This is a genomic window from Luteibacter sp. NPDC104163 (assembly GCF_055584245.1).
The window spans coordinates 1-17857 of the sequence record NZ_JBVJMK010000032.1; the positions used below are offsets into that span (position 1 = coordinate 1).

The following is a 17857-nucleotide window of genomic DNA, read 5'->3' on the forward strand; positions in this document are numbered from 1 at the left end:
GGGCCCCCCGGCTCCATATACTATACCTTTTTTTTCTTTTTTAGGTTAATTTTTTGTCCCGGGGCGCTATGTCATTTGGGGGGGGGCGGGGGGGGGGGTGGGCCGCCCCCCCCCCCCCCCCCCGCCCCCCCCCCCGCTCCCACGGGTCCGGGTAGAATGCGCCCGTTCGGGTGTCCGCCCTGGCCACAGCCAGGAGGATGAAACGGGAAGCCGGTGCGCCACGTCGTGGCAAGGCCGGCACTGCCCCCGCAACGGTAAGCCCCAGGGGATACCACCCCGCCTGGCCGGCCATAGCCACTGCCTGAGAAGGTGGGAAGGCGCCGGCAGTTCCCCGTTCGTGCGGGGTGAGGCAAGTCCGGAGACCGGCCCGAAACGCCCCCGCGCCAGCCATGGCCGCGGGGTCGACCTGTTTCGGACGATTCGCGGCGGGCGGATCCGGACAGCCCGGGTCTCGCCCGTGCGCCGTTCGCCTCTCCCGTGACCGTCCTTGTTTTGAGCTTGCCGGTAGCCGGCATAAGGACGAACCATGAAGAAGACCCTGCTCGCGACGGCCCTGCTGTCCTCCATCGCCATGGCGCACGCCGCGGATGCCCCGGATAACCTGCCGGCGGTGGTCGTGACCGCGAACCGCGCGCCCACCCCGCTCGACGAGGTGCTGGCGCCGGTCACGGTCATCACCCGCGAAGACATCGAGCGCCTGCAGCCGATCAGCGTCCAGGACCTGCTGACGGGCCTGCCTGGCGTGGTCATGGCGAACACCGGCGGCCTCGGCCAGCAGACCTCGATGTTCATGCGCGGCACGAACTCCGCCCACACCCTGGTGCTGGTCGATGGCGTGCGCGTCGGCACCGTCGGCGCCGGCCTGCCCGCCTACGAGCAGCTCCCGGTCGAACAGATCGACCACATCGAAGTGGTCCGCAGGCCCCGCTCCACCCTGTACGGATCCGACGCCATCGGCGGCGTGATCCAGATCTTCACCCGCCACGGCCAGGCCGGCGAAGCGCCGACCCCGTCGGTGTCGGTCACCGGTGGCAGCCACGGTTACACCGCCGGCCAGGTCGGCGTCTCCGGCGGCACCACGCACGGCTGGTACAACGCCAGCCTGGGCGGCCAGTACACCGCGGGCATCAACGCCTGCCGCATCGGCGCGGGCACGGCCTTCAAGGGCTGCTTCACCGACGAACCGGACCACGACGCCTACCGCACCTACAACGGCGCCCTCTCCGGCGGTTACCGCTGGGATGACGGCACCGAGCTCACCGGTAGCTGGCTGCGCAGCAAGGGCACGATCGAATACGACGGTGATTTCCAGAACCTGACCCGCCGTTCGCAGCAGGTGGCCGGCGGCAAGCTCAGCTTCGATGCCATGGCCGACTGGCGCATGTCGGTGAGCCTGGGCCAGAACCAGGACCGCGCGGACAATTACCTGAATGGCGCGGACAAGACCCTCGACTTCGTCAACTACGGGGTCGACAAGGCGCGCGTGGGTTACCTGTACTCGAAGCGCAACCAGGCGGCCTGGCAGAACGACTTCACGCTGGCCCCGGGCCAGACGCTGAGCGCCGGCGTGGATTACCAGCAGGAGAAGCTGGATAGCGACACCGACTACCTCAAGACCACCCGTAACAACACCGGTGTGTTCGCCCTGTACCAGGGCGTCTTCGGTCCGCACGAGATCCAGCTCTCCGCGCGCCACGACCACAACACCCAGTTCGGCAACCACAACACCGGCGCGGCGGCGTATGGCTTCCGCTTCGATAACGGCATGCGGATCACCGCGTCGTACGGCACAGCGTTCCACGCGCCGACCTTCAACGATGAGTACTACCCGTACGGCGCGCCGGTCGCGCTGAAGCCGGAGAAGTCGCGCACCGCCGAGATCGGCCTGAGCGGCGCGCCGGGTATCTGGAACTGGGCGGTGAATGCCTACCAGACCAAGGTGGATGACCTGATCGGCTTCGACGCCGACTTCCTGCCGATCAATGTCAGCGAGGCACGCCTCCGTGGCCTCGAAGGGCAGCTCGGCGCCGATGTGGATGGTTGGCATCTTCGCGCATATGCCACGCTCCAGCAGCCTTTGAATCGTGACAATGGCCCGCAGAAGGATAATCTGCTGGCCCGCCGCCCGCGCCGCACCGGCCGCGTCGATCTCGACAAGGACCTGGGCATGTTCACGCTCGGCGGCTCCGTGTACGCCGCCGGTTACAGCTACGACGATGCGGCGAACACCACCCGCCTCGGCGGCTATGCGACCGCGGACCTCCGCGCGACCTGGCACGTCGACAGCGCCTGGAGCGTGCAGGGCCGGGTGGCGAATGTCGCGGACAAGCGTTACGAGACCGCCGCGTACTACAACCAGCTGGGCCGCACGTACTACCTGACCGTGCGCTTCGCGCCCGCTCCGTAACGCCTGACGTATAGGTCTGTGGGAGCGCGCTTGCGCGCGATGGGTCTTGCCGCAAGCTCCCTCGCGCGCAAGCGCGCTCCCACGGATGGAGTTAACTGCTTAAACAGTCATCCCCTGCCTTTCGGCAGGGGCCTGACGGACGGCACAGGCGACACGAAGGGCCCTCACGGCATAAAGTGCGCGGCGCGGGACTTCCCGCTGTCACAGGATGTGTCGTGAACTTTTTTGCTCCCTTCATTCGCCGGCCTCGTGGAACGTCGCTGCTCGCGGCGGGCCTCACGCTGGCTGGCATACTGGCTTACATGCTGCTGGGCGTGGCCGCGCTGCCCTCGATCGAGGTGCCTGCGGTATTCATCCAGGCGCAGATGCCGGGTGCCAACGCGCAGACGATGGCCAACACCATCATCGCGCCGCTGGAGCGCCACCTGGGCCAGATCCCGGGCGTGGACCAGATGTATTCCAACAGCTCCGAGGGAGCCGGGTTCGTCCGCGTCCGTTTCACCATGGATCGTTCGACCGACGCAGCCGCGCGCGATGTGCAGGCCGCCATCAACGCGTCGGTCGCCGACCTGCCGGCCGGCATGCCCAGCCCGCCGCAGTACTTCAAGTTCGATACCGGGCAGATCCCGGTGCTGCTCGTTTCGTTCACCTCGAAGACCATGCCGGCCGACAAGCTGTTCGACGTGGTCGACACGCTGATCCGGCCCACGGTCTCGCAGATCGACGGTGTCGCGCGCGTCCAGGTCTTCGGCGGCACGCCGCATGCGGTGCGCGTGGAGCTGGACACCAATGCGCTGGCGACGAAGGGCCTGACCGCGAACGATGTCTCGAACGCGCTGCAGGCGGCCAACGTCAATTCGCCGCAAGGCCTGCTCTCCGACGGCCGCTCGCAGATGACGGTCATCGCGAACGACGGCCTGCGCGAAGCCGACGACTTCGCGCACATCCTGATCGCCATGCGCAACGGCGTCCCGGTGCGCCTCTCCGACATCGCCACGGTGACCAGCGGCCAGCAGGATATCTTCCAGAAAGCGTGGTTCCAGGGCGAACGCTCGGTGACCATGCAGATCAGCAAGCGGCCCGAAGCCAACTCGATCGAAACGGCCAACGCGATCCGTGCGGCGCTTCCGCGCTTCCGCGCGATGCTGCCGGCGGACGCGGTGGTCACGCCCATCTTCGACCTCACCCAGACGACGCAGTCGGCGCTTCACGAGGTGAAGGTCGCGCTGATGATCTCGATCGTGATGGTGTGCCTGGTCATGCTGGTGTTCCTGCGCCGGCTCGGACCCACGCTGATCGCGACGCTGAGCGTGCCGCTGTCGCTGGCGGGCGCGTTCGTCGTGATGTGGAGTCTCGGATACACGCTGAACACCATGTCGCTCATGGCGCTCGTCCTGTGCATCGGCTTCGTGGTGGACGATGCGATCGTCGTGATCGAGAACATCGTGCGCCACATGGAGAACGGATCCGGGCCCATGCCTGCGGCGCTGGAGGGCGTCCGCGAAATCGGCTTCACCGTCATCTCGATCACGATCTCGCTGGTCGCCGTGTTCGCGCCGCTGCTGTTCGGCAACAACATGATCACCAAGCTCCTGCGCGAGTTCTCGGTGACCCTCGCGGCCGCGGTGCTGATCTCCGCCGTCGTCTCGCTGACGCTGACGCCCGCGCTGTGTGCGCGCTACCTGAAGCATGACGAGCCCGACCGCGTGCCCGGCCGGATGGAAAGGGCCCTGGAGCGTTTCGACAAGGGCTTCCTGCGCCTGTACGAGCGCGGGCTGGACTGGGCGATGCGCCACCGCCGGATCATGCGCTGGCAGCCGATCACCCTGCTGATCGCGACGTTCCTGCTCGCCATGGCCGTGGTGAAGACTGCGGGCGGCAACTTCATGCCCGATGAAGATACCGGCATGCTGCAGGCCGAGATCAATGCCGACGCCAACATTTCCCCGGACGAGATGACCCGGCGCCTGACTCGGGTGGCCGAGATCATGCAGAAGGATCCGACCGTCGCCGACGTCACCGCGATCCTTGGCGGCGACAATGGCGGTGCCGTGGGCAGCAACGGCCTGATGTTCATCGACCTGAAGCCGAAAGGCAGCGGCCCCGACCACCGCCAGGAGTCGATCAAGGAAATCATGGAGCGCATGGGCAAGGAGTACGAGAAGATCTCGGACGTCCAGGTGTTCTTCAGCCCCGTGCAGTTCCTTGGCGGTGGCGGCGGCAACAGCAACCGTGGCCAGTACTCGTTCCAGCTGATCAGCACCGGCGGCGAGAGCCTCGAGCCGTGGACGCTGAAGCTCGTGCAGATCATGCGCGGCATGAAGGAGTTCCGTGACGTCGGCAGCGACTTCGACGTGGTGGGCAAGCAGCAGATGCTGCAGGTGGATCGCGATGCCGCCAGCCGCCTGAAGATCGGCATGGGCATGATCGACACGGCGCTGTACAACGCATTCGGCCAGCGCCAGGTGTCGGTGATCTATTCGGATATCAACCAGTACTGGGTCGTGCTCACCGCGGCGGCGGCGCAATCGCTTTCGCCGGATGCGCTGCTGAATACCTACGTGAAGAACACCGCGGGCAACATGATCCCCTTGAGCGCGGTGGCGCATATCGCGCCGCGTTCGACGCCAAGCGCGGTCACCCACCAGAACCAGCTTGAGTCCGCGGATATCACCTACAACCTCGCGCCGAAGATCACCCCCGACAAGGGCAACACCCTGGTCGAACAGGCCGTGGCGCGGCTCAACCTGCCTGAAGGCGTGCGCATGGACTTCACCGGTGCGAACCAGCGCCTGAAGGATGCGCAATCCAACGGCATGGTGCTGCTGATCGGCGCGATCCTCGCGGTCTACATCGTGCTGGGCATCCTGTACGAGAGCCTTGGCCATCCGCTGACCATTCTCTCCACGCTGCCGGCGGCGGGCGCGGGTGCGTTCCTCGCGATGCTGATCACGCAGACGCAGCTCACGCTGATGGCGATCATCTCCGTACTGCTATTGATCGGCATCGTGAAGAAAAACGCGATCCTGATGGTGGACTTCGCACTGACCGCGCAACGCGATAAGGGCATGTCCCCGGTGGAGGCGATCCGCCAGGCGGCGCTCGTGCGCTTCCGGCCGATCACGATGACGACGCTGGTGGCGATGGGTGCGGCGCTGCCGCTGGCCATCGGTTTCGGTGTCGGCTCGGAGATGCGCCGCCCGCTCGGTATCGCCATCGTCGGCGGGCTGCTGGTGTCGCAGCTGCTCACGCTGCTGAGCACGCCGGCGATCTACCTGTGGAACCACGACCGCAAGGAGCGCGTGGCGAAGCGGAAATACCGGCGGATGCTGAAGCGCCGGTACAAGACCTGGAAGACGATAAGGAAGCTGCAGCCGGTGTGAGCCACCGTGCGTGGCCGACACCTTGTGGGAGTGAGCTTGCGAGCGATGCTCTTCCGCGAACCCATCGTTCGCAAGCTCACTCCCACAAGGCGGCCAGGCGCGATCAGGCGTGCAGCACTGCCGCTGCCAGGCTGCGCACGTAGTCGCGCACGTCCACGGGCCAGGCCTCGGTCTGGCTGTTGAAGCGCTCTGCCTCGCGCCGGTGGAAAGCACGCGAGGCTTCTTCATACCCGGCCAGGTTGCCGGCCAGCGCCAGCATCACCCGGTCCACCGCTTCGCTCGCCTGGCGCGCACGGTCGGCGTCGACGTTCTCGCGGCTGGCGCTCTCGACCAGGCGGCGCAACGCCACCGAGGCACCGCCGGGCTGGCTGGCCAGCCAGTCCCAGTGGCGCGGGAGCAGGGTGACTTCGCGCGCCACCACGCCGAGCTTCGGCCGGCCCGGTCCGCGGCGAGCCGCCGGGGCGTCGTCGGTCGCGGGTAGGCGGGCGAGCACCTCATGGGTGGTGCCACGGTAATCGACATCCACCGGGCGGCCGGTGCTGTCGTCGTAGATGATCGGGCTGGCGTTCGGATCGCTATCGAGCAGCGCCTTGCAGCGTTCGGCCACGATGGGCAACGAACCCGCGGCGAGCCGGGCGGTACCGTCGAATGCGGTGAAGTTCAGAGGCATGGGGTCTTCCTGTAACCGGGACCCGCCAGATATTACCCGGTAAAAATTAGCCGTCAATAGTGCCCGGGTAAAATATCCGACCTAGTGGACGCCCCAGGCGTAGCAGTCCATGGAAAGCACGCCATAGGTTATGCCGCCATCGATGACCAACGGCTTGTCGTTGCCTGCCGCGGCCGCCGCGACCAGCAGGGGCAGGTAATGCTCGTCGGTGGGGTGCGCGCGCAGCGCCGAGGGCGCGTGGGTGCGGTAATCACGCAGCGCCTCGGTGTCGCCGGCGCGCACGGCGGAGCGTGCCCAGGCGGCGAAGGCTTTTGCGTACTCTTCCGCCTCACGGGTCACCCGCGCCTCGCGCAGGTTGTGCGTGAGGCTGCCCGAGCCCACCACGGCCACGCCGCGGTCGCGCAGGGGCGCAAGCGCCTTGCCCAGGCGCAGGGCGGAATCGACATCGAGGTTGTGCGGCATCGAGACCTGGAGCACCGGGACATCCCCACGCGGGCGCAGGTAGCGGAGCGGCACCCAGGCGCCGTGGTCCAGGCCACGCTCGCCATCGACCAGGGCAGTGAACCCCTGCTCGATCAGCAGCCCCGCGGTCTCGGCCGCCAGCGAAGGCAGCCCGGGGACCGGGTAGGTCAGCGTGTAGAGCTCCGGGGCGAAACCGCCGAAGTCATGGATCGTCGCGGGGCGCGGCGCGCCCATCACCCGCACGCCGCAGGTCTGCCAGTGCGGCGACACCACGACGATCGCCGTGGCGCTATCCAGCCGCTCGCCCAGCGCCGTGAGCTGGCTGCCGAGCAGGCCGGGCTCCAGCGCGAAGGTGGGGGCGCCGTGGGAGACGAAGAGGGCGGGTGCGCGTTGCATGGCGGGTGCCTGGGTGTGCGTGGGGATAGCCACCAATGTAGGCATCGCGGCGGCGCGGATAAATCACCGCGCGGCGAACGGATTGTTCAGCGGGCGAACGCTGGTGCCCGGCCGAGCTCGTCCAGCGGCACCGGCCGCGAGAACAGGAAGCCCTGCATGGCGCGGCAGCCCTCGCGCTCGAGCCATTCGCGCTGGCTTTGGGTCTCCACGCCCTCGGCGACCACCTGCAGGTTCAGGCTGCGGGCGAGGAAGATGATCGAGCGGCAGATCGAGGCGTCCGCCGTGTCTTCCAGCAACGTGGTCGTGAAGTGCCGGTCCACCTTCATCTTGTCGAGCGGCAGGCGCGACAGGTAGGTGAGGTTGGAATAGCCGGTACCGAAGTCGTCCAGCGCGATGCTCACGCCCATGGCGCGCAATTCATGCAGCGTGCAGATCGCGCGCTCCGGTTCGTGCATGAAGGCGCTTTCGGTGAGCTCGAGTTCCAGCGCGGAGGCGCTCGCGCCCGTTTCGCGAAGCGCCTGGCGCACTTCCGAGACCAGATCCGCGTGGGCGAGCTGCTGAGCGGAGATGTTCACGGCCACGCGGCAGCCTTCGCCCAGGGCTTCCACCACGCGGCGCTGCTGGCGGCAGGCCTCGCGCAGTACCCACTGGCCGATGGGGACGATCGCGCCGGTTTCCTCCAGCAGGGGAATGAGCTGGTCGGGCCACGCAAGGTCGCCCGGTGCCGTGGGCCAGCGCAGCAACGCCTCCACGCCGATCGGGCGGCCGGTCAGGCTGTCATGCTGGGTCTGCCACGCCAGCGCCAGTTCCTGGTCGAGGTTCGCGGGGGCCAGGCGGCTGATCACCGTGAGCCGCGCCATCGCGGTCGCGTGCATTTCCGCGGAGTAACGCTTCCACGTGTGCCGGCCGGAACGCTTGGCGTCGTACATCGCCGTGTCGGCGTTCCGGATCAGCGTATCCGCATCCGCGCCGTCGCGCGTGGCGAAGGCCACGCCGATGCTGCACTTCAGCCGCTGCAAGGTGCCGCTGACTTCCAGCGGCTCCTCGATGGCGCGCTGGATCCGCGGAAGCACATCGAGCGCCTTGGCGGGCGGCCCGGTAAACGGAAGCGTCGCGACGAACTCATCGCCGCCGAAGCGGCCGATATGGCCCAGCCCGTCGAGCGTATCGCCCAGCTTGATCGCCACGTCGCGCAGGACCTGGTCGCCCAGCGCATGGCCGAGGGCGTCGTTGATGAACTTGAAGTGGTCCAGGTCGATGAACAGGACCATCAGGCCGCTGTTGTCGCGGACGGCATCGTGCACGAGGCCGTCGAGCTGCTCGCGCAACGCCCGGCGATTGGGCAGGCCGGTGAGCTCGTCGTGCGTGGCCTGGTGGTTCAGGCGTTCTTCGTAAAGGCGCTGTTCGGTCACGTCACGCACGATCACCAGCGTGCCGCGGCCGCGCGAATCCTTGTAGTCCGACAGCGCCAGCTCCGCTTCGAACGGCATCCCGCGCATCGGTTCCAGCCATGCGGTAACGCCCGCGTTTTCACCGCTGCCCGCGCGGATCGCGGCCAGGGCGTCGCTGTCCATCAGCGCGGACGCGTCGCGGCCGGTCAGGGTTTCGCCGCTCGCGCCCAGGCGTTCCTCGGCGAGCGGGTTGGCGAAATCGATCCGGTCATCGCGGACCACGAGCAGCGGCACCGGCATGCGTGCGAGCAGCTTGCGGTAGGCCGCCTCGCTGGCGGCGAGGTCGCGGTCGGACTCGCGCAGGCGCTGCCGCGTCTCGTGCAACGCGGTGATCTCGCTGATCGTCCCGGCGAGGACCGGCGTGCCGGCCTCGTTGGTGATCCGCGCCGCGCGCAGGTTCACGCGCACCTCGTTGCCATCGGGGCGGCACAGGCGGTGTTCCATCTCGTAGGGGCCATCGCCGTGGGCGAAGCGGTCGAGCCAGGCCACGATGGCCGCCTGGTCTTCCGGGTGTACCAGCTTGTAGTAGGTCCCCAGCCGCCCGCCCATCTGCGCCAGCGGCAGGCCGGTGATCTCGTGCACGTGGCCGGTCCACAGGATGGTGCGCGAATGCAGGTCGGCTTCCCACAGGCCGATGTGCCCGCTGCGCTGCACGTCGCCGAGGTGGCGCGCGCTGCGCGTGAGCGCTTCCAGCAGGGTGCCCTGGTGACGGTAGGCGCGGCCCAGCCATGCCGCCACGCCATTGAGGATGAGCAGGAGGATCAGCGTGGCGAGCACCGTGGCCTGCGCCTGGTGCAGCCACTCGGCACGGATGGCCGTGCGATCGATGCCGACGCGCACGACCAGGGGATAGGTGGCCGATGCGGTCCAGGCGTAGGTGTAGTCGCCTTCGTCGTAGCTGCCGCTGCCGCCCGGCGCGATGTCGTGGAGCGTCCACTGCTGGGCCAGGCCGGCGCGGTTGGTCGCAAACAGTTGCCCGCTCGTCGAGAACACGCTGAGCACGCCGGTGGCGCTGAGCATGGAGTGGCGCAACATCTCGCTGGCGCGCTCGCCGTCGATGCGCGCGCCAAAGCTTGCCGGTTCCGCGACGCGGGAATCCACCACCACGCGTACGGTCGGCGCCAGGCCGTCATGCGCGGCGGTCACGCTCACCCGCACGCTGGCGCCAAGGGCATGGTGCCGTGGTGCCGCGAGCGCACTCCGCCAGTCGGTCGGTCGGGGTGGCCGGGTGTAGGCGATCACATCGCCGGCCTGGTTCATCGCCACGAGGTTGCCCAGCTCAGGGTGGCGTGCATGTACCTCGGCAAGCGCCGTCTGCAGCGGGCCCGGATCCGCGCTCGTTACGCCGATGCGCAGGGCCAGCAGCGGGCCAAGGCTGGCATCGATGTCCTGGTCGAGCGTGCGGATGACCCCGGAGGAGGCGCCGGCGATCTGCCGCTGGGCCGAGCCGAGCATGCGCCGGTAGGCATCGAACTGCATGTGGCCGACGATCGCGACCACGCCGACGGACAACGCGGCGGCCGCAAGCCAGAGCGCAAGCCGGATCCGGCGCGCGCGCAGCCTGGTCGCTCCCTTGTCCAACGCCCCCGTCACGTCCGTCTCAGCCTCGCCCTTGCCCGTTGGAAAGGCTGCCGAAACGCAGCCCATGGCCTTTATCGGCGAGCCGGGCGTGTGCTTGAGACGGCATGCCTGAAACACGCCAGTGCAATCCTGCGGATATTCGGCAGAAATATCCTTTCCCTACCCCCTTTTTTCACGCCCACTCAACACTATTTACCGAACGATCGAGTTCTAAAATTCGCTCCATAGAAACGTCCCACCATAAGGACCCGTTCCCCCATGCGCTCGTCCCGCGTCGTCCTTGGCGTCCTCGCCGCCCTGTCACTTTCCGCCACCGCCCTGCCCGCCGCCGCGGAGACCCATATCGAGGTCCAGGGTGGCCGCAGCTACATGGATAGCCACCCCACGGATGCCTTCTTCATCGAGTCGGTATTCGATGCCTCCCAGATCGGCGCCAGCCGCTTCACCTGGTCCCCCGATGTGTCGATCGGCTACATCAAGGGCCGCGATGTCGGCCGCTACGCCAATTCGAACCCTGGCGTGACCAACAACGTGTGGGTCGGCGCCGCCGGTGCCCGCCTGCACTACGGCGTGGATGGCGACTGGTTCCACCCGTTCTTCTTCAGCTTCCAGGTCGCCGGTACGGCGGGTGGCCACACCCAGGCTTTGTCGTCGAGCTATCAGTTCGTCAGCACGCTGGGCTGGCAGTGGAAGAACATCAGCTTCCAGGTCCGGCACATCTCGAACGGCAGCTTCAAGGAGCCGAACCGGGGTGAGACGATGGCTTTGATTGGTCTTGGGTTTGATATCTGACGTAGTAATTTACGATCTTTCGTAAATGAGAAAGGCCCGGCATGTGGATGCCGGGCCTTTCTTTTGGTGCCTTGTCGCGGGGTTTATCGCGTGCAAGCACGCTCCCACAACGGGCTATGCGGGCCGGCTGTCGCGGGAGCGTGCTTGCACGCGATGGCCTCAGTGCCCCGAGGCCGCCGGCCCCGCCTTCGCGGCAAACGGCGGCTTGGCCAGCCACACCACGAAGATCAGTGCCATGAACACGAAGCCGAGCAGGTAGAACACTTCGTTGAACGACACCTGGTAGGCCTGCTGCGTGATCATCTGGTTCACCGAGGCCGCGGCGTAGGTGCTGTCGCCGTGGCCGATCTGGGTGAGCGCCGCCTGCGCGCCCTGGTTATAGGGCGTGATGTTTTCCGCCAGGCGCTCGTGGTGGACGATCGCGCGGTGATCCCACAGGAACGTGGTGAGCGAGGCCGCGAAGCTACCACCCAGCGTACGCAGGAACGTGGCCAGGCCCGAGCCCGCCGCGATCTCGTTCGGCTGCAGGTCCGAGAGCAGGATCGACAGCACCGGCATGAAGAACAACGCCACGCCGAGGCCCTGGATCAGCTGCACCATCGCCACGTGGTAGAAATCCACCTCGAGGTAGAAATCCGAACGCAGGAAGCAGGTGGCGCCCATCACGATGAACGCGCCGCTCGCCAGGATGCGCAGGTCGAACTTGTGCGCATACCGGCCCACGAACGGCGTGAGGATCACCGGCAGGATACCGAGCGGTGCCGACGCGAAGCCTGCCCACGTGGAGGTGTAACCCACGTTGCGTTGCAGCCACTGCGGCACGAGCAGGCCGATGGCGAAGAACGCCGCGTAGGCCAGCACGAGACACAACGTGCCCATGCGGAAGTTCCGGTGCCGGAACAGCTTCAGGTTGACGATCGGATCCTTGTCGGTGAGCTCCCAGATCAGGAACACGGCCAGGCCGATCGCGGCGATGATCGCGGTGACGACGATGAACGGCGAGTTGAACCAGTCCTCGTCATTGCCCTTGTCGAGCACCACCTGCAGCGCACCCACGCCGATGATCAGCGTGATCAGGCCCATGTAATCGACCTTGGGCTTCTCGGTGACCTCCGGGCGGCCCTTCATCTGGTTCGCGACCACCATGGAAGCGAAGATGCCGATCGGCACGTTGATGAAGAAGATCCACGGCCAGGTGTAGTTGTCGGTGATCCAGCCGCCGAGGATCGGGCCCGCGATGGGCGCGACGACGGTGACCATCGCCAGCAACGCCAGCGCCATGCCGCGTTTCGCCGGTGGATAGATCGAGATCAGCAACGACTGCGTGATCGGGTACATCGGGCCCGCGACCGCGCCCTGGATGGCGCGGAACAGGATGAGCATGCTCATGCTCTGCGCGATACCGCACAGGAACGAGGCCAGCGAGAACAGCAGCGTGGCCCACACGAACAGCTTGGTTTCGCCGAAGCGGCGGGTGAGGAAGCCGGTCAGCGGCAGCGCGATCGCGTTGCTCACTGCGAACGACGTGATCACCCACGTGCTCTGGTTGGAACTGACGCCGAGGTTGCCCGCGATCGTCGGCAGCGACACGTTCGCGATGGTGGTATCAAGCACCTGCATGAACGTGGCGAGCGACAGACCGACCGTGGACAACGCCAGGTTCGGTGGCCGGAATGGCGTATTCATGGAGCGGGCTCCTTACTTCGGTGCCTTCTGCTGCTCGGCACCGTCGCCGGCCGACGCGTTCTCGTGGATGACGCGGGCGATGTCCTTGTCGGCATCGGCGAGCTGCTTGTCATACACGTTGGTCGAGAATTCCGGCTTGGTCGGTGCCTGCTGGGCGAGCAGCGGACCGTTCTGGTCATGCAGCGAGACGGTGACCTTGGTCGAGAGGCCAAGGCGCAGCGGCTTCTCATCGAGCTGCTTCGGCTCGGTGAACACGACGCGGACCGGCACGCGCTGGACGATCTTGATCCAGTTACCCGTGGCGTTCTGCGCCGGCAGGATCGAGAACGCGCTGCCGCTGCCCACGCCGAGGCTGCGGATCTTCGCCTTGTAGACCGTGCCGCTGCCGTACACGTCGGCGGTGACATCGACCGGCTGGCCGATGCGCATGTGGGTGAGCTGCGTTTCCTTGAAGTTCGCGTCGATCCACACCTCGTGGAGCGGCACGACGGCCATCAGGGCGGCGCCCGGCTGCACACGCTGGCCGACCTGCACGCTGCGCTTGGCGACGTAGCCATCGGTCGGGGCGACCAGCGTGGAGCGCACGAAGTCGAGGTAGGCCGAGCGCAGCTTGGCGGCGGCGGCGCGCACATCCGGGTGCGAGGCGACGACGGTGTCATCGACCAGCACCTTGCTGCTGCTGTACGACTGCTTCGCCGAAGCGAGGCTGCTTTCGGCCGAGGTCAGCGTATCGAGGGCGTGCGACAGTTCTTCGGCCGAAATGGCGCCGCTCTTCGCGAGGTCACGGCGGCGGTTGTAATCCTGGCGCGCGCGATCCACGGCGGTCTGGCGCACCGAGACATCGGCCTGCGCCGAGGTCACGTTGTTGTACAGGCCGCGCACGCGGCGCACGGTGGTGGCGAGGTTGGCGCGCGCGCTTTCCAGTGCCACTTCGGCGTCGCTCGGGTCGAGCTTCACCAGCACGTCGCCCTGGTGGACGAGGTCGCCGTCGTCGGCGCCGATGGAGGTGACCGTACCGGCGATCTGCGGGGTGATCTGCACGACGTTGCCGTTGACGTACGCATCGTCGGTATCTTCATACCAGCGGCCGTCCACGAAGTACCACACCGTCCAGGCGATGGCGGCGAGGACGATGAGGAGGACGAGCAGCTTCAGGAAGAACCCACGACGGCTCTTCGGCGGTGGCGCCACGGTGGCGCCGGTCGGTGCGGTGGTTTCTTGTGACATGGTGTGTGCCTTGGAAAGTGTGTGTGTTCTTAGCGGGTGGCGTCGGCGACCGGCTGGTCGCCGGCTTCGGGGCGGAAGCCGCCACCAAGCGCCTGGATAAGCTGTACCGAGGTATCGACCTGTTCGGCGCGCAGCGACACGAGGCGCTGCTCGGCCTGGAGCAGCTGCTGGCGCACCACGAGCGATTCGAGGTAGCTGCCGACACCGGCCTTGTAGCGCTGCTGCGAGAGGTCATACGCCTGCTGCGCGGCATCGTGCGCGCGCTGCTGGGCCTGCATCTGCGCGTTCAGCGCATCCAGGCCGGCGAGGTCATCGGCCACTTCGTTCACCGCGCCCACCAGGGTCTGGTTGTACTGCGCGACGGCCAGGTCGTACTGCGCATCCTTGCCGGCCAGGTTGGCGCGACGGCGGCCGCCGTCGTAAATCGGCAGGCTGATCGCCGGCAGCACCTGCCAGAAGCGCGCGGCCGACGAGAACAGGTTGTTCGATCCACCCGCGACCTGCGCGGCGAGGACGCCGAGCGTGACGTTGGGCAGGAACTCCTTCTTCGCCGAATCGATGTCCTTCGAGGCGGCTTCCACACGCCAGCGCGCGGCGACGAGATCGGCGCGGTGGCCGAGCAGGTCGGCGGGCACGTTGGCGGGCACCGCGACGGCGGACGGCGTGAGCGTGGTCGGGCGCTCGATCGCGAGGCCGCGGTCCGGGCCCTTGCCCAGCAGCATGGCGAGCTGGGTGCGCGAAGTGTCGATCGCACGCTGCGCCACGGCCATCTCGCGTTCGGCGGAGGCGACTTCCGTATCGGCCTGCTTCACCTGCATCTGGTTGTCGACGCCGGCGGCGACGCGCTGCTTCGTCAGGTCACGCGAGGTACGGCTGCGGTCGAGTTCGGCCTTCGCGACGTCCATCTGGTCGAAGGCGTAGCCGAGCTGCACGTACGCACGGGCGACGTTGGTGGAAATCTCGATGCGCGCGGCGCGGGCATCGACTTCCGCCGCGCGCTGAGAACCCACGGCGGCTTCGAACGCATCGCGCTTGCCGCCCCACAGGTCGAGATCCCAGTTGAAGTTGCCGTAGCCGTACTTCGTCCAGCTGAAGTGGCCGAGCTCGTTGCCGACCAGGCCCTGCGGCAGGTGCGCGCCAGCGACGCCGCCACCCACGTTGAAGGTGGGATCGCGGTTCGCGTCGGCGCTGCCAGCCTGGGCCTGGGCCTGGCGCACGCGGGCATCCGCGATGGCGAGGTTCGGGCTGTCCTTCAGGGCTTCGTCGATCAGCGCGGAAAGGCGGGCATCGCCCAGCCCCGTCCACCAGTCAGCGGCCGGCCACGCCGACGGGCTGGCGTCGCCGCGGCCAAGGCTCTGCTCGGCGTGGAGGGTGGCCGGGTCGGTCAGGTGGCCCTGCGTTTCCAGTCCGCGGCTGGTGACACAGCCGGAAAGGACGAAGGCGGCACCGATGGCCGCCACGAGAGTGTGCAGACGCATGCGTTTTGCCTCAGGTTTTAGATCAGTTCTTGTCGCGCAGCACGCAAAGCACGCGCTGCAGGTAATCGAGTAGCTGGCTGCGCTCTTCCGGCGACAGATCCTTCTGTGCGCGCTCGAGCGTGGCGACGTTGCTTTCGTGCAGGTGGCGCCACAGCGCGTGGCCCGCCTCGGTGAGCTCGATGCGCAGCGCGCGGCGGTCCTGCTCGTGCGGCTGGCGACGCAGGTAGCCCTTGGCTTCCAACTGGTCCAGCTGGCGGGTCATGGCACCGCCATCCAGGTCCACGGCGCGCGCCAGCTCGGTGGCCGTCATCGGGCCCAGGTTGGCGAGGCGCTTGAGCACGTGGAACTGGGTGAACTTGAGGTCCGCCCCCAGCGCGGCGAGGTCGGCCTCGATCGCCCGCACGATTTCGCCGCGGACCATGCCGATGAGGGCGCCGAGGCTATCGCGGCCATCCGGGGAAGCGCACAGGTTCGTATTCATGGACGCATATTCTATTGCCTGACGTTTAATTGTCAAGGCAAATATACCTGTGTCATATATTTTCGGCTTGGCGTTTCTACTCCTCGTCGTCCAGGAGGGCTGCCAGGGCGGGGTTGCGGACGGCGAACAGATCGAACACGCCGAGCGCCCGGAGGGTCGGCAGCTGGGCCAGGAGACGCGGCTCCAGGCGGCGCCGCAGCTCTTCCGGCGTGGTCGGATCGAGCATCGAATGGGCGCAGGCGACGAAGGTGACGAGGGCTTCGCCGGCGGCGCTGTCCTCGTGGAGTTCGGAAAAGTCGGTGGTGACGAGGCGGATCATGGGGGGCCTCCGGCGTCGGTGTCCCCTGCACGGGCTGTCGGCGGATGCCGCGCGCGGGACAGTTACTTGGGGATGCAAATGTTATACATGGACCCTATCGGCCTGATATCGTTATCGGGCCAATTAGTGTCGAGATCCGGCCAAAATGGAAAAAGAATCGTTCCACGAGGTGTTTGATCGGGCCGATGGCCCGCCCTTGCTTGCCTATGCGATGGAGCGCGACTCCGCGCTGCACGAGATCGACTGGCACCAGCACGTACGCGGTCAGTTTTTCTATGTCGAGCAAGGCCTTATCGTCACCCGCACAGATCGCGGCACCTACCTCTTGCCACCCCATCGCGCGGGCTGGATGCCGCCCGGTCTCCTGCATACCGTGAGCATTTCCGGGCCCAGCCGGGCGTGGGGCGTGTTCGTCTCGCCCGAGGCATCGAGGGGCCTGCCCGACCACGCCTGCGTGGTCGGCGTCGACGACGTGTTCCGTGCGGTGGTGAAGCGCGCGGCGACCTGGACGCCGGATGGCGCCCGATCGCCGGAGCAAGAGCGCTTGCTGGCCGTGCTGCTGGATGAGATCCGCCATGCCCCGGTGGAACGCATGCACCTGCCGATGCCTAGCGACCGGCGGCTGCGCCGCGTGGCCATGGCGATGGTCGAACACCCCGAGGACACCCGCAGCATCGAGGACTGGGCGAACTGGGCGGGGCTGTCGGTGCGCACGCTCACCCGGCTGTTCCGCGAGGAAACCCAGTGCAGCGTCGCGCAGTGGCGGCAGACCGCTCGGCTGACCCGCGCGCTGGAACGCCTGGCCGAGGGTGAAACAGTGGCGACCATCGCCGATTCACTCGGCTATGCCACGCCGAGCGCGTTCGTGGCGATGTTCCGCAAGGCGTTCGGCGATACGCCGGGGCGCTACCTGTCGCGCCAGGCGGCCGCGGTCTAGAGCGCGGGCTTGCACATCCACAGGCCCTCGAAGGTGTAGGGCTCGCCGCTGTCGCGCGCGACGACGTCGACGGCCACGCGGCCATAGGTCCAGCCGTCGTGCTGGCCGGTTTCGCCGATATCGCGGCAACCGCCGCCACGTTCGTAGTTCCCTGTTTCCGCGTTGGTCATTTCCGCTTCGTCGCGCGTGCATTCGGCGAGCGCCTCCTCGTGCGACGGAAAGCGATGGTTGCCGAATACGTAACGCTCATCGGTGCACGCCGTGGCGGCAAAGGCAGGCGCGGCGCAGGCGCTGAGAAGAAGGGCGGTGAAACGGCGCATGTTCGGGCTCCGGGAGACACTGGGCCAACGAGCCTGCGGTGCGCCGGGAGCGAATGGAATCAGACTATTCTGAGAAATCTGGCCAATGTGGGTTCCCGTGATCGCCGCCACAGTTCGCCGGCCGTGAACCTGTGGGAGCGCGCTTGCGCGCGATGGGTGCTCGCCGCAAGAGCCATCGCGCGCAATGAGGTGACCCCCAGAAGTTGGACATCTTCTCCCACCTGAGATGTCCGACATGGCCAAGTACCCGAAGCGCTTCAAGCTCAA

The 17857-nt window shown here is 67.2% G+C and carries 13 protein-coding genes and 1 riboswitch; of the genes, 4 read left to right on the forward strand and 9 right to left on the reverse strand.

What is annotated here, in order from left to right:
• Positions 1-151 precede the first annotated feature (151 nt).
• Positions 152-385: riboswitch (cobalamin riboswitch) on the forward strand.
• A 141-nt stretch (positions 386-526) separates the two neighbouring features.
• Together ACZ6YI_RS21405 and ACZ6YI_RS21410 are read left to right on the forward strand one after the other, a co-directional pair.
• Entirely contained in the window at positions 527-2407 is a 1881-nt protein-coding gene (locus tag ACZ6YI_RS21405) for a TonB-dependent receptor domain-containing protein (protein ID WP_465780385.1), read from the forward strand.
• Between the two features lie 215 nt (positions 2408-2622).
• Positions 2623-5790, forward strand: coding sequence for an efflux RND transporter permease subunit (locus ACZ6YI_RS21410; RefSeq protein ID WP_465780386.1), 3168 nt, complete (start codon positions 2623-2625; stop codon positions 5788-5790).
• Positions 5791-5893: 103 nt separating this feature from the next.
• On the opposite strand, the gene ACZ6YI_RS21415 is transcribed toward ACZ6YI_RS21410, so the two are convergent.
• The 3 genes from ACZ6YI_RS21415 to ACZ6YI_RS21425 all read right to left on the reverse strand — a co-directional run bounded on the left by ACZ6YI_RS21415 (position 5894) and on the right by ACZ6YI_RS21425 (position 10467).
• The gene (locus tag ACZ6YI_RS21415; RefSeq protein ID WP_465780387.1) at positions 5894-6460 is read right to left on the reverse strand and encodes a DUF2239 family protein; all 567 of its coding nucleotides are present in this window, start codon (positions 6458-6460) and stop codon (positions 5894-5896) included.
• A gap of 81 nt (positions 6461-6541) precedes the next feature.
• Positions 6542-7318: a dioxygenase family protein gene (locus tag ACZ6YI_RS21420; protein ID WP_465780388.1), complete on the reverse strand. Its 777-nt coding sequence runs from the start codon at positions 7316-7318 to the stop codon at positions 6542-6544.
• 86 nt (positions 7319-7404) lie between these two features.
• Positions 7405-10467 (reverse strand): bifunctional diguanylate cyclase/phosphodiesterase, encoded by a 3063-nt coding sequence (locus ACZ6YI_RS21425; protein ID WP_465780389.1) that lies wholly within the window; start codon positions 10465-10467, stop codon positions 7405-7407.
• A gap of 141 nt (positions 10468-10608) precedes the next feature.
• Between ACZ6YI_RS21425 and ACZ6YI_RS21430 the strand changes: the two genes are divergently transcribed.
• A complete protein-coding gene (locus ACZ6YI_RS21430; RefSeq protein ID WP_465780390.1) occupies positions 10609-11142 on the forward strand; it encodes an acyloxyacyl hydrolase in 534 nt (177 codons plus the stop codon).
• Between the two features lie 159 nt (positions 11143-11301).
• Here the strand turns inward: ACZ6YI_RS21430 and ACZ6YI_RS21435 are convergent, their stop codons facing one another.
• From ACZ6YI_RS21435 to ACZ6YI_RS21455, 5 genes are all read right to left on the reverse strand, one after another.
• Positions 11302-12828, reverse strand: coding sequence for a DHA2 family efflux MFS transporter permease subunit (locus ACZ6YI_RS21435; RefSeq protein ID WP_440323694.1), 1527 nt, complete (start codon positions 12826-12828; stop codon positions 11302-11304).
• Positions 12829-12840: 12 nt separating this feature from the next.
• Complete coding sequence (locus ACZ6YI_RS21440) at positions 12841-14055, reverse strand: efflux RND transporter periplasmic adaptor subunit (RefSeq protein ID WP_440323696.1); 1215 nt, start codon at positions 14053-14055, stop codon at positions 12841-12843.
• A 29-nt stretch (positions 14056-14084) separates the two neighbouring features.
• Positions 14085-15533 (reverse strand): efflux transporter outer membrane subunit, encoded by a 1449-nt coding sequence (locus ACZ6YI_RS21445; protein ID WP_465780391.1) that lies wholly within the window; start codon positions 15531-15533, stop codon positions 14085-14087.
• A 22-nt stretch (positions 15534-15555) separates the two neighbouring features.
• Positions 15556-16014 carry a MarR family winged helix-turn-helix transcriptional regulator gene (locus ACZ6YI_RS21450; RefSeq protein ID WP_440323700.1) on the reverse strand — a complete coding sequence of 153 codons (459 nt, stop codon included), beginning with the start codon at positions 16012-16014 and terminating at the stop codon, positions 15556-15558.
• A gap of 76 nt (positions 16015-16090) precedes the next feature.
• Positions 16091-16333: a hypothetical protein gene (locus ACZ6YI_RS21455; RefSeq protein ID WP_440323702.1), complete on the reverse strand. Its 243-nt coding sequence runs from the start codon at positions 16331-16333 to the stop codon at positions 16091-16093.
• A gap of 145 nt (positions 16334-16478) precedes the next feature.
• Between ACZ6YI_RS21455 and ACZ6YI_RS21460 the strand changes: the two genes are divergently transcribed.
• A complete protein-coding gene (locus tag ACZ6YI_RS21460; RefSeq protein ID WP_440323704.1) occupies positions 16479-17270 on the forward strand; it encodes an AraC family transcriptional regulator in 792 nt (263 codons plus the stop codon).
• Here ACZ6YI_RS21460 and ACZ6YI_RS21465 read toward each other — a convergent pair.
• Positions 17267-17590, reverse strand: a complete 324-nt coding sequence (locus tag ACZ6YI_RS21465) for a hypothetical protein (RefSeq protein ID WP_440323706.1) — start codon at positions 17588-17590, stop codon at positions 17267-17269. The two genes, ACZ6YI_RS21460 and ACZ6YI_RS21465, sit on opposite strands and share 4 nt — an antisense overlap.
• Positions 17591-17857: the final 267 nt, after the last annotated feature.